The following is a 12507-nucleotide window of genomic DNA, read 5'->3' on the forward strand; positions in this document are numbered from 1 at the left end:
TCGATGGTCGACGGCGTGCTGCTGCTGGTCGACGCGTCCGAGGGGCCGCTGCCGCAGACTCGGTTCGTGCTGCGCAAGGCGCTCGCCGCGCATCTGCCGGTGCTCCTGGTGGTCAACAAGACCGACCGCCCCGATGCCCGGATCGCGGAGGTCGTCTCCGAAAGCCACGACCTGCTGCTCGACGTCGCCACCGACCTGGACGACGAAGCGCAGAAGGCAGCCGAGCACGCCCTCGGACTGCCCACCCTGTACGCCTCGGGCCGGGCCGGGATCGCCAGCCTGATCGAGCCCGCCAACGGCGAAAATCCGGAAGGCGAGAACCTCGATGCCCTCTTCGACGTGCTGCTCGAGCACATCCCCGCCCCTCAGGGCGATCCGGAGGCCCCACTTCAGGCGCTGGTGACCAACCTGGACGCCTCGGCGTTCCTCGGCCGCCTCGCCCTGGTCCGCATCTACAAGGGCAAGCTCCGCAAGGGCCAGACCGTGGCATGGATGCGTGAGGTCGACGGCGTCCCCGTCGTCACCAACGCCAAGATCACCGAGCTGCTGGCCACCGAGGGAGTGACGCGGCTTCCCACCGACGAGGCGATCGCGGGCGACATCGTCGCCGTCGCGGGCATGCCCGAGATCATGATCGGCGACACCCTCGCCGACCCCGAACACGCGCATGCTCTGCCGCGCATCCACGTCGACGAGCCGGCCATTTCGGTGACCATCGGCACCAACACCTCGCCGCTGGCAGGCAAGGTGTCCGGGCACAAGCTGACCGCCCGGATGGTCAAGAACAGATTGGACAGCGAACTGATCGGCAATGTGTCGATCAAGGTCGTCGACATCGATCGTCCCGACGCGTGGGAGGTCCAGGGCCGCGGCGAGCTGGCGCTGGCCGTCCTCGTCGAGCAGATGCGCCGCGAGGGCTTCGAGCTCACCGTCGGAAAGCCGCAGGTGGTTACCAAGACCATCGACGGCAAGCTGCACGAGCCCTACGAGGCCATGACCATCGACTGCCCCGACGAGTTCGTCGGCGCGATCACCCAGCTGATGGCCGGCCGCAAGGGCCGCATGGAGGAGATGGCCAACCACGCCGCGGGATGGGTCCGGATGGACTTCATCGTGCCCAGCCGTGGGCTGATCGGCTTCCGCACCGACTTCCTCACGATCACCCGCGGCACCGGCATCGCCAACGCGGTGTTCGACGGCTACCGACCCTGGGCCGGGGAGATCCGCGCCAGGCACACCGGATCGCTCGTCTCGGACCGCACCGGCACGGTGACCCCGTTCGCGATGATCCAGCTGTCCGACCGTGGTCAGTTCTTCGTCGAACCCGGCCAGGACACCTACGAGGGCCAGGTCGTCGGGATCAACCCGCGCGCCGAGGATCTCGACGTCAACGTGACCCGGGAAAAGAAGCTGACGAACATGCGGTCGGCGACCGCCGATGTGTTCGTGACGCTGGACCGGCCGCTGGAGTTCGACCTGGAACAGGCGATGGAGTTCTGCTCGAACGACGAGTGCGTCGAGGTCACCCCCGAGTACGTCCGCGTCCGCAAGGCGGAACTGAACGCGACCACGCGAGCCAGGACCAAGGCCCGCGAGAAGACCCGCAACTGACGCCGGACGTCGACGATCACCAGCCGCTTCCCGGCGTGCCGATAACCTGAACACCGTGCCGACGACTTCGCGACGACTCAGCGTCGTCGCCGGCGCGTTGATCTCCACGTTGATGCTGGTCACGGCGTGCACGGTCAGCCCGCCGCCTGCGCCGCAAAGCACCGAGACGACCGAGAGCACGCCGCCGCCACCGCTCAAGGCGTCGCAGATCATCATGGCGATCGACGCCATCGGGCCCGGCTTCAACCCGCACCTGCTTTCGGACCAGTCGCCGGTGAACGCCGCCATCTCGTCGTTGGTCCTGCCGAGCTCATTCCGGCCGATCCCCGATCCGAACTCGCCGACGGGTTCGCGCTGGGAACTCGATCCGACCATGCTGGAATCCGCGGAGGTGACGAGCGAGAACCCGTTCACCGTCACCTACAAGATCCGGCCGGAAGCGCAGTGGACGGACAACGCGCCGATCGCCGCTGACGACTACTGGTACCTGTGGCGCCAAATGGTCGGCGCGCCCGGTGTCGTCGACCCCGCGGGATATGACCTCATCACCGGCGTTCAGTCGCTGGAGGGCGGCAAGACTGCCGTCGTGACGTTCTCGCAGCCCTACCCGGCGTGGCGGGAACTCTTCAACGACATCCTCCCCGCGCACATCGTCAAGGACGTCCCTGGCGGGTTCGCGGCGGGACTGCTGCGGACGCTTCCGGTCACCGGCGGCCAGTTCCGCGTCGACAGCATCGATCCGCAGCGCGACGAGATCCTGCTGGCGCGCAACGACCGGTACTGGGGGGAGCCAGCCAAACCGGACCAGATCCTGTTCCGCCGCGGCGGTGCGCCCGCGGTGCTCGCCGATTCGATCCGCAACGGCGACACACAGGTCGCGCAGGTGCACGGCGGTCAGGCGGCCTTCATCCAGCTCGGTGCGATCCCCGACGTCCGCACCGCGCGCATCGTCACCCCGCGCGTCATGCAGGTGACGTTGCGCGCACAGCAGCCCAACCTGCAGGACTCTCAGGTGCGCAAGGCGATTCTCGGTCTGCTCGACGTTGACCTGCTCGCCGCGGTCGGCGCGGGCAGCGACAACACGGTCACCCTCGCGCAGGCTCAGGTGCGCTCGCCGTCTGATCCGGGTTACGTTCCCACCTCGCCGCCCGCCCTCTCTCGAGAGGCAGCGCTGGATCTGTTGCGGGCCAGTGGCTACACCGTCGAGCAGGAGGCCTCGACGACCAGTCCGATGCCGCCACCGACGCCCGGCTCGCCGCCCCCGACCCGTGGTCGCATCAGCAAGGACGGCCAACAGCTGACGTTCGTGATCGGTGTCGCCGCCAACGACCCAACGTCGGTGGCCGTCGCCAACACGGCCGCCGACCAGCTGCGCAGCGTGGGCATCGCGACGGCCGTGCTCGCGCTCGATCCACCGGCGCTGTACGGCGACGCCCTTACCCAGAACCGGGTCGATGCGATCGTCGGCTGGCGTCAGGCCGGCGGCGACCTCGCCACTGCACTGGCGTCGCGCTTCGGCTGCCCGGCACTCGAGGCGACCGCGGTGTCGACCGCACCGTCCACCAGCACACCGACGTCCGGCCCACCGTCGACGCCCACCACGACGAAGACCGCACCGCCCCCGACGGCCACCACCACCCCGACGGCGACGACGCCTCCCGCTGAGCCGGATCAGCTCGTCCAGGTTCCCAGTAACCTGACCGGCATCTGCGACCGCAGCATTCAGCCGAACATCGACGCCGCGCTCGACGGCAGCCAGTCCATCGGCGACGTGCTCACGGCCGTCGAGCCGCGGCTGTGGAACATGTCCACCGTGCTGCCGATCCTTCAGGACACGACCATCGTCGCCGCGGCGCCCAACGTCCAGAACGTGAGTCTCTCGGGGGCCGTGCCCGTCGGCATCGTCGGCGATGCGGGCAAGTGGGTCAAGGGACCCCCGTAGGGGTCAGCTCTTCGCTGGGTTGCGCTCTCGGAGCAGTCGGATGCCGTGGGCCGTGTACGCCGCCGCGGCGAAGACGACGAACAGCCACAGGGGTGGGCGCGCGAGTTCCCATACGAACAGAGCGGCGAAGGCGGGCGCGCGCTGGGTGATGGCCAGGACGCCTGCCGCGCAGGCGAGCGACACCGCGGATATCTGAATGTGCGTGCCTGCGAGCTGATTGAGCACCAGCGTGGCGACCGTGCCCGCCGCGGCGCCGGTCGCCAGCGCGGGCGTGATCATGCCGCCGACCGCGCCGGTCCGAAGGAAGAGCGCCGTCAGCAATGGTTTGAGGAACAGGATCGCCGCCGCGCCGCCCAACGTCAGGGTCGCGTCGACGCTGACGGTCAGGATGCTGCGGCCGTTGCCAGGCAACTCCGGCAACCAGATCGAGCAGATGCCGGTAGCCAGGCCAGCGAGGGCGACCGCCGGAATCAGCATCCAGGACCGCAGCTGTGGCTCCGGGCGGGCCAGCGCCATCAGCTTGTCGAACGCCAACCCCACGGCGACCGCCAACGGGGCCATTGCGCATCCGAGGAACACGAACAGATACGACAGCTTCGGATCGGGCCACACCAGCGAATGTCCCAAGTGCGTGACGGGCGACGACACCGCGACGGCCAGACTCGAGGTGATCAGCGCCGTGCCGACGGCCCGCGGATGCCAGGTACCGAGGATGATGCGGACCGCGAACAGTGCGCCGCCCAGTGGGACGCTGTAGACCGCGCCGAGGCCGGCCCCCGCCGCGCAGGCGAGCAGGATCTCGCGGTCGCGCGGCGTCAAGGACCATCGTGACGTGCCGAAATCGCCTAGCGCGGCAGCCAATTGACGGGGTGCGCCCTCTCGACCAAGGGACGCACCCGAACCGACGAGCAGTACCTGCAGCCCGGCGTCGATCGACATCCGCCACCGCGGGATCGGCCGGTGTTCGGCGATCGTCGCCGACAGCCCTGGGACGTCGCCGCGGTGCCGAAGCAGCCACCAGCCGAAACCGGCAAGGGCGCCGCCGATCATCGGGCCGACGGCGCGCCGGACCGGGCTGCTGTCACCGACTCCCGTCAGCAGCGTGCCGAACGAATAGTGGTAGACGAGGTGCTCGACCCAGTGCAGCAGAAGTGTGGTCGCCGCGCCGGCGACACCTGCCAGAAGTCCGACCGTCACGACGGCACACCCGTACTCAACGGTGCGCCGCGTCACCAGGTGAACCTATCTTGTGTCAATGGAGAATCCACGGTTGTTGTTCGTCCACGCCCACCCGGACGACGAGACGCTGACCACCGGCGCCACCATCGCCCACTACGTCGCCCACGGCGCGGAGGTACACGTGGTGACTTGCACGCTTGGCGAGGAGGGCGAAGTCATCGGCGAGCGCTTCGCCCAGTTGGCCGTCGACGGTGCGGATCAGTTGGGCGGCTACCGCATCAGCGAATTAACCTGTGCCCTCGCAGAATTGGGTGTCGACGGCGCGAGGTTCCTCGGTGGCGCCGGACGGTGGCGCGACTCTGGAATGACGGGCACGCCTGCGCGGCACCGGCAGAGGTTCACCGACGCCGACCCGGCCGAGTCGGTCGGAGCGCTCATCGCGATCATCCGCGAGCTGCGGCCCCACGTCGTCGTCACCTACGACCCCAACGGGGGCTACGGACACCCCGACCACATTCACGCCAACGAGGTGACGACGGCCGCCGTGGCCGCGGCGGCGGATGCCGGTCATCCCGGTGAGCCCTGGCGCGTGCCCAAGTTCTACTGGACCGTCATGGCGCGCAGTGCGGTCGACGTCGGCATGCGTGAACTGGCCGAGATCGATCTGCCCGACGACTGGATCCGGGTATCGGCGGACGATTTCGTCACCGTCGTGGACGCCTACCAAGACGCCGACATCGATGCCGTCGTCGACGCGCCCGATAGCCGTGACGCAAAGGTCGCTGCGCTTCGTGCCCACGCCACTCAGGTCAGCGTCGAGGTCGGCGGCAGGGCCTGCGCGCTGTCGAACCTCGTCGCGTTGCCGATACCGGCGACTGAACACTTCGTGCTCGTCGACGGGGCGGCCGGTGAGCGCGACGGTCGCGGTTGGGAAACCGACCTGCTCGCCGGGTTGAACCTGGGATAGCCGCGGCCGGAAGGGGTACGCTGCGATCAATCAGCGGCCTCGAGGAAGGGATGGCGATGGACCCGGACCTGGATCCCAACCTGCAACATTGGCAGGACCGCTTGGATAGCTTGCAGTGGACGATCGCCGGCATGGTGGGACTGATCGACAGCGTTCCCACCTGACCGCTCGCTTCCCAAGCTCGCTGCGGTTCGTCGTACTGGCCGTCCTGACCGTGGACGGCGTCCTGTCGGCAATTGCGGGCGCCTTCCTTCTCCCGCTCTACATCGGAGCGATTCCGTTACCCGTCAGCGGTTTGATCAGCGGGCTGGTCAACGCCGCTCTGGTGTGGGCGGCGCTGCAGTGGGCGCCCACCCCCCGGCTCGCGGCGCTGCCACTGTGGGCGTGGTTGGTGACCGCCCTCGGCCTGACGCTTGGTGGGCCCGGCGATGACATCGTCCTCAGCGGCGCGGGAGTCATGCAGCTCGCGCCGCTAATCTTCGTGGTGCTTGGTGCCGGCCCGCCGGCCTACCTGTGGTGGCGGCTGACGTCGAAGGCCGACTCTTAGCCCTTGTCGCCCTTATTGCCCTTGTGGGCGGACTTGTCGGCGCCCTTGGTGTCCGGGCCCGAGGTTTTCGTCGTCTTGGCCGCCGTGTCGACGCCGCCGGACGAGGCATGCTTGCGCTCCGGCGCCTTCTTGGTGGCTGTCGTCGTCGTACCGCTCTGGGCCTCGTGGGCGGCGCCGCGGACCTCGCCCTTGACCTCGTCGTCGGCCGTTGTCTTCGGCGGAGTCGTTTCGGTGGCGGCCGTTTCGGCGGCCGCGGGCGGGACGTCGACGATCTTCTTCACCTTCGGGCGCTTCACCTCCGGCGTGCTGGCTGGCGCGTCCTTGGCTTCGGCATCCGGGGTGATTGCTGGGTCCAGGCCGGCGGCCAACGTCGTCGCCTCTACCGGCGACCCCGTCCGCGCCGCCGCGAGCGGGAGTGGCGGCAGTGGCGGGATCAGCCAGCCGAAGAAGTTGTTGAATTCGGCGATGCCGAAGTTGATCAGCGCCTTGATCGAGGCCTGGCCAACGGCGACCAGCCCGTTGACGTAGGAAGCCAAGTTCAACGGATCGTTCACCACGGGCACGACGAGGCCGTAGACGATGCTGTCGGAGATCGGCACGACGAGGTTGTAGTAGACGATGTTGACCTGATCGGCGATCAGATATCCAAACGGGATGAAGCCGAGCACGTAGTCGGCGACCTGGACGCCGTAGGTCACCCAGGGCTGAATGAACTGGTAAGCCGAGACGATCCAATCGGAGGCCGCGTTGAGTGGGACCGGGGCAGCCGCTGCCGCCATCGCCGCGGGATCGATCCTGGCCATCGCAGCCGTCGCCGCGGCGAAGTGCTCGGGATTCGGCGTCGTCGTCACCAGCGAGCGCACCGACGCGGCCAGATCGACTCGCTCCACCCGCACGTCAGTGGGGTGGGCCTGCGCGGGAGTAGGCATCGCCGCTGGAACTGACGTTGGAATCGCGATCACGGCCGCGGCGAGCACGGAGACCCCCGCGAGCAGGTATGAACGGACGGAAATGCCCATGCTTGAAATCCCCCTAAGACGCCGCTGTCCCGACGGCGCTCAACTTACGCGGGTGTCAGCGGCGGGGTGGGGACATGGCGCGACCCGGGGTCGGAGTGCTGGGACTACTGTGACCCCTATGCCAGGCGCATTGGTTTCAGATTGTGAGACCCGCGGATGATTCTCGACCACCCCGGGGTTACAGGGGAGTGGCTCTGAACCCCCAGCGCGGTGCCGATTTGCCCAGCCCCGTGGTCCCATCCAAGTCAGCAACGTTGGGGCCCGGCGCGTCGCCGACTCCCGCTGCGCTTCGCCGTGTGTTGCGACGTGCCCGTGACGGGGTGGCGCTCAACGCCGAAGAAGCGGCGATCGCGATGACGGCGCGCGGCGCCGACCTCGAGGATCTGATGGCCAGCGCGGCGAGGGTTCGCGATGCGGGCCTCGAGGCCGCCGGGCGTCGCGGTGCGACGGGCAAGCTGCCCGTCAGTTACTCCCGCAAGGTCTTCATTCCGGTCACCCATTTGTGCCGCGACACGTGCCACTACTGCACCTTCGTCACCGTCCCCGGGCGGCTGAAGGCGGCGGGCAAGGGCATGTACATGGAGCCCGACGAGATCCTCGACGTCGCGCGTCGTGGCGCCGAATTGGGTTGCAAGGAAGCACTTTTCACTCTCGGTGACCGACCCGAGACGCGGTGGGACGAGGCGCGTCAGTGGCTCGACGAACGCGGCTACGACTCCACGCTGGACTATGTCCGGGCGATGGCGATCCGGGTCCTCGAGGAAACGGGGCTGCTGCCGCATCTGAACCCCGGCGTCATGAGCTGGTCGGAGCTGTCGCGCCTCAAGCCGGTCGCACCGTCGATGGGCATGATGCTGGAGACCACGTCGCGGCGGTTGTACGAGACGAAGGGGCTGGCGCACTACGGCAGCCCCGACAAGGATCCCGCCGTGCGACTGCGCACGCTCGACGACGCGGGTCGGCTGTCGGTGCCGTTCACCACCGGACTGCTGGTCGGCATCGGCGAGAACCTCACCGAGCGGGCCGAGACGATGCACGCGATTCGGCGCTCCCACAAGGAGTTCGGTCACGTGCAGGAAGTCATCGTGCAGAACTTCCGGGCCAAGGACCACACCGCGATGGCGGGCACCCCGGACGCGGGGATCGACGACTTCCTGGCGACCGTCGCCGTCACCCGGCTGGTACTCGGACCGAAGATGCGCATCCAGGCGCCGCCGAACCTGGTGTCGCGGGACGAGTGCCTGGCGCTCATCGGCGCGGGTGTCGACGACTGGGGTGGCGTCTCCCCGCTCACGCCCGACCACGTCAACCCGGAACGGCCGTGGCCGGCCTTGGACGAGTTGGCTGCCGTCACCGCCGAGGCGGGTTACGACTTGGTGCAACGACTGACCGCTCAGCCGCAGTACGTGCAGGCGGGTGCGGCGTGGATCGACCCGCGGGTGCAGGGCCACGTCGCCGCCCTGGCCGATCCCGAGACCGGCTTCGCCCGCGACGTCAACCCGGTCGGGCGGCCGTGGCAGGAACCCGACGAGGCGACCGAGTCGCTGGGACGCACCGATCTGCACACGGCGATCGACTCGGAGGGCCGGCTGACCGAGACGCGCAGTGACCTCGGTAGCGCGTTCGGCGACTGGGAGTCGATCCGGGAGAAGGTCAACGAGCTTGCGGCCCGCGCACCCGAGCGCATCGACACCGACGTGCTGGCCGCGCTGCGGTCCGCGGAGGCCAATCCGGCCGGCCTCAGCGACGACGAGTATCACGCATTGGCCACCGCCGACGGTCCGGCACTGGATGCCGTTGCCGCTCTTGCCGATTCGTTGCGCCGCGACGTGGTCGGCGATGACGTGACCTTCGTGGTCAACCGCAACATCAACTTCACCAACATCTGCTATACCGGCTGCCGGTTCTGCGCGTTCGCGCAGCGCAAGGGCGATGCGGATGCCTTCTCGCTGTCCACCGACGACGTCGCCGACCGCGCGTGGGAAGCGCACGTCGCGGGCGCTACCGAGGTGTGCATGCAGGGCGGGATCGATCCCGAACTGCCCGTCACCGGCTATGCCGATCTGGTGCGCGCGGTGAAGGCGCGGGTGCCGTCGATGCACGTGCACGCCTTCTCGCCGATGGAGATCTCCAACGGCGTCACCAAGAGCGGGACGTCCATCCGCGAGTGGCTGACGAGCCTCCGCGAAGCCGGGCTTGGCTCCATTCCCGGCACGGCCGCGGAGATCCTCGACGACGAGGTCCGCTGGGTGCTGACCAAGGGCAAACTGCCGACCTCGGCGTGGATCGAGGTCATCACCACCGCGCACGAAGTCGGGCTGCGATCCAGTTCGACGATGATGTACGGCCACGTCGACACCCCGCGGCACTGGGTTGGCCACCTCAACGTGCTGCGCGACATCCAGGACCGCACCGGCGGCTTCACCGAATTCGTGCCACTGCCGTTCGTCCATCAGAGTTCGCCGCTGTACTTGGCTGGTGGCGCGCGGCCGGGCCCGACGCACCGGGACAACCGTGCGGTGCACGCGTTGGCCCGAATCATGTTGCACGGCAGGATCTCCAACATCCAGACCAGCTGGGTCAAGCTCGGTGTCGAGCGCACCCAGGTGATGCTGCGCGGTGGTGCGAACGATTTGGGCGGCACGTTGATGGAGGAGACCATCTCCAGGATGGCGGGGTCGGAGAACGGGTCGGCGAAGTCGGTCGAGGAACTGGTGGCGATCGCCGAGGGCATCGGCCGTCCGGCACGACAACGCAGCACGACCTACGCGCCGCTGGCCGCCTAGCAGAACGCGCGCGCTCGCGGCGAGCAAGCGCGCGAGTCCTGAACCAGGTGCCAGGTTCGGCACGTATACAGAGGACGGACCACCGTCGTTACTGCCGAGCCCGAGGAGCATCGTGACCACCCTTTGGGGACTGCCCGCCCACGCCCTGCTAGTGCACGCCATCGTCGTTCTCGCGCCGCTGACCGCGGTTTTGGAGATCCTGTGCGGCTTCTGGCCCGCGGCGCGGCGGAACCTGGTGTGGTTGGTGCTCGCCCTCGCGGGCGTGACGACGATTCTGACGCCCATCACCACGGATGCCGGTGAATGGCTGAAGGATCAGCGGCGCAGTGTCAGCCCGATCCTTGCGGAGCACGCCGAACGCGGCGACTGGATGATCTACTTCTCGGTGGCGCTGCTCGTCGTTGCTCTGGCCTTGGTGGTGCTGCACGTACTGGAGCGCCGCTCGGACCGGCCGCGCAAGGCGCTCGTGATCGCGGTCGCCGTCGTGACCGTTCTCGTCGGGGTCTCCTCGATCGTCACCGTCGCCCGGATCGGGCACTCCGGTGCGCAATCGGTCTGGGGCGGCTGACAGCGCGCCAACTGGGCGCACGCGTGCTACTCGTAGGGTGTGACCCCACCTCAGACACACACCGCCGACGGCCGCCCGCGCGCCCGCGGACTCGCAATTCCGCTGACCGGTGAGCCCGGTCCGCTCAACGCGATCACCGACGTCGCGGGCGTCGAAGTCGGAGAAGTCACGCTGATCGAGGGCGACGGCCCGCTGCGCGTCGGCAGTGGCCCGGTGCGCACGGGAGTCACCGCGATCCTGCCCCGCGGGCGCGACGGCCTTGGGCGGCCCTGCGCCGCGGGCTGGCACTCACTCAACGGCAACGGCGAGATGACCGGCACCACCTGGATCGAAGAGGCTGGAGCCTTCAATCTGCCTGTCGTGCTGTCCAATACGCATGCCGTGGGTGCCTGCCACACCGGTGTGGTGAGTTGGGTGAACCGGGTCCGGCCGCAGCTCGCACGCCAGTGGCTGCTGCCCGTGTGCGGCGAGACGTGGGACGGCTACCTCAATGACATCAACGGCGGGCACGTGCGGCCAGAACACGTCGAGGCGGCACTGGATGCCGCTACCTCTGGCCCCGTCGCAGAGGGCTCGGTCGGCGGCGGCACGGGGATGAACTGCTACGAGTTCAAGGGCGGCAACGGCACCGCATCGCGGGTGGTGGAGTACGGCGCTCGCTCCTTCACCGTCGGCGCGTTCGTGCAGGCCAACTTCGGCTCGCGCCACGAGCTGACCGTGGCGGGCCGGCACGTCGGACCACTGCTGGCCGACGACAACCCGATGGACTCGGACTGGTTCGCCGAGGATCTCGGACTGCGGGCACCGCCAGGCGCGGGATCTGTGATCACGATCATCGCGACGGACGCACCACTGCTGCCGGGGCAGTGCAAGGCGTTGGCCCGCCGGGTGCCGCTTGGGCTGGCCCGCACGGGCACGACCGGTAGTCACTTCTCCGGCGACATCTTCCTGGCGTTCTCGACCGCCGACGCCGACGGCCTGGGGAGTAGTTTCCCGATCGGTCCGCCCGCGGCCGACGAGTTCGGCACGATGACCTTCATCCCGTGGGGGCGGATGGATGCCTTCTACGCCGCGGTCGTGCAGTCCGTGGAGGAAGCGGTGCTCAACGCGCTGGTGGTGAACGACGACATGGTGGGACGGGATGGCCACCGCTCGCCGCGGCTGCCGATCGACGCCTTGACGCCACTATTTCGGCCAGCCGCCGAGTAGATTTCGGGCCGGGGAACAAATTCGGACTGTGGTCCGTTTAGACTCGGTGAGGTGCCGGGAAGGCCGGCCCCAAGCCAAGGAGACGTACGCATGACTTCAGCAGTAGCCACCGATCTGAGCGCTGGCACCTGGGCCCTTGATCCCGTCCACTCGTCGATCAGCTTCTCGGTGCGGCATCTCGTGGTGAGCAAGGTGCGTGGCAGCTTCGAGACGTTCACCGGTGCGATTACCGTCGCCGAGGACGGAACGCCGTCGGTGACCGCCGAGATCGCCGTCGATTCGGTCCACACCGGCAACGAGCAACGCGACGCCCACGTGAAGGCCGCCGACTTCTTCGACGTCGAGAAGTTCCCGACCGCGTCCTTCGTCTCGACCGGCGTGCGGGCCGACGGCAGCAACTACGTGCTCGACGGCGACTTCACCCTCAAGGGCGTGACCAAGCCGGTCGAGCTCAAGCTCGAGTTCAACGGCGTCAACCCCGGCATGGGCCATGGTGAGGTCGCCGGCTTCGAGGCGTCGGTCGTGTTGAACCGCAAGGACTTCGGCATCGACATCGACATGCCGCTGGAGACCGGTGGCGCCGTCGTCGGCGACAAGGTCACCATCACCATCGAGATCGAAGCCCTCAAGCAGGCCTGACTCCTTGCCGAGCAGTCCGTTGGCGGCCGCCAACGGACTG

Annotated in this window: 10 protein-coding genes; 8 read left to right on the top strand and 2 right to left on the bottom strand. The window is 68.4% G+C overall.

The window, feature by feature from the left end; translation table 11 throughout:
- Both QOD90_RS24645 and QOD90_RS24650 read left to right on the top strand, forming a co-directional pair.
- Positions 1-1611 (top strand): GTP-binding protein (locus tag QOD90_RS24645; protein ID WP_526354005.1); only part of this gene is annotated, 1611 nt, incomplete at its 5' end.
- A 112-nt stretch (positions 1612-1723) separates the two neighbouring features.
- Positions 1724-3553, top strand: coding sequence for an ABC transporter family substrate-binding protein (locus QOD90_RS24650; protein ID WP_526354022.1), 1830 nt, complete (start codon positions 1724-1726; stop codon positions 3551-3553).
- A gap of 3 nt (positions 3554-3556) precedes the next feature.
- Here the strand turns inward: QOD90_RS24650 and QOD90_RS24655 are convergent, their stop codons facing one another.
- Positions 3557-4786 carry a chloride channel protein gene (locus tag QOD90_RS24655; protein ID WP_526354007.1) on the bottom strand — a complete coding sequence of 410 codons (1230 nt, stop codon included), beginning with the start codon at positions 4784-4786 and terminating at the stop codon, positions 3557-3559.
- Between the two features lie 22 nt (positions 4787-4808).
- On the opposite strand from QOD90_RS24655, the gene mshB reads away from it, so the two are divergent.
- Together mshB and QOD90_RS24665 are read left to right on the top strand one after the other, a co-directional pair.
- Positions 4809-5699 carry an N-acetyl-1-D-myo-inositol-2-amino-2-deoxy-alpha-D-glucopyranoside deacetylase gene (mshB, locus tag QOD90_RS24660; RefSeq protein WP_526354009.1) on the top strand — a complete coding sequence of 297 codons (891 nt, stop codon included), beginning with the start codon at positions 4809-4811 and terminating at the stop codon, positions 5697-5699.
- 115 nt (positions 5700-5814) lie between these two features.
- The gene (locus QOD90_RS24665; RefSeq protein ID WP_526354011.1) at positions 5815-6246 is read left to right on the top strand and encodes a hypothetical protein; all 432 of its coding nucleotides are present in this window, start codon (positions 5815-5817) and stop codon (positions 6244-6246) included.
- Here QOD90_RS24665 and QOD90_RS24670 read toward each other — a convergent pair.
- Positions 6243-7265, bottom strand: a complete 1023-nt coding sequence (locus QOD90_RS24670; RefSeq protein WP_526354013.1) for a hypothetical protein — start codon at positions 7263-7265, stop codon at positions 6243-6245. The two genes, QOD90_RS24665 and QOD90_RS24670, sit on opposite strands and share 4 nt — an antisense overlap.
- Before the next feature lie 188 nt (positions 7266-7453).
- Between QOD90_RS24670 and QOD90_RS24675 the strand changes: the two genes are divergently transcribed.
- The 4 genes from QOD90_RS24675 to QOD90_RS24690 all read left to right on the top strand — a co-directional run bounded on the left by QOD90_RS24675 (position 7454) and on the right by QOD90_RS24690 (position 12467).
- Complete coding sequence (locus QOD90_RS24675) at positions 7454-10051, top strand: bifunctional FO biosynthesis protein CofGH (protein ID WP_526354015.1); 2598 nt, start codon at positions 7454-7456, stop codon at positions 10049-10051.
- A gap of 112 nt (positions 10052-10163) precedes the next feature.
- Positions 10164-10619: a DUF2231 domain-containing protein gene (locus tag QOD90_RS24680; RefSeq protein ID WP_526354016.1), complete on the top strand. Its 456-nt coding sequence runs from the start codon at positions 10164-10166 to the stop codon at positions 10617-10619.
- Positions 10620-10658: 39 nt separating this feature from the next.
- A complete protein-coding gene (locus tag QOD90_RS24685) occupies positions 10659-11828 on the top strand; it encodes a DmpA family aminopeptidase (protein ID WP_526354018.1) in 1170 nt (389 codons plus the stop codon).
- A gap of 90 nt (positions 11829-11918) precedes the next feature.
- A complete protein-coding gene (locus QOD90_RS24690) occupies positions 11919-12467 on the top strand; it encodes a YceI family protein (RefSeq protein ID WP_526354020.1) in 549 nt (182 codons plus the stop codon).
- Positions 12468-12507 lie beyond the last annotated feature (40 nt).

Origin of the sequence: Mycobacterium sp. (assembly GCF_032161845.1) — a bacterium.
Lineage (GTDB): Bacteria > Actinomycetota > Actinomycetes > Mycobacteriales > Mycobacteriaceae > Mycobacterium.

Excerpts from the sequence above, each read along its gene's own strand:
- QOD90_RS24690 (WP_526354020.1), top strand. The coding sequence starts at position 11,919 with ATGACTTCAGCAGTAGCCACCGATCTGAGCGCTGGCACCTGGGCCCTT.
- QOD90_RS24650 (WP_526354022.1), top strand. The coding sequence starts at position 1,724 with ATGCTGGTCACGGCGTGCACGGTCAGCCCGCCGCCTGCGCCGCAAAGC.
- QOD90_RS24670 (WP_526354013.1), bottom strand. The coding sequence starts at position 7,265 with ATGGGCATTTCCGTCCGTTCATACCTGCTCGCGGGGGTCTCCGTGCTC.
- mshB (WP_526354009.1), top strand. The coding sequence starts at position 4,809 with ATGGAGAATCCACGGTTGTTGTTCGTCCACGCCCACCCGGACGACGAG.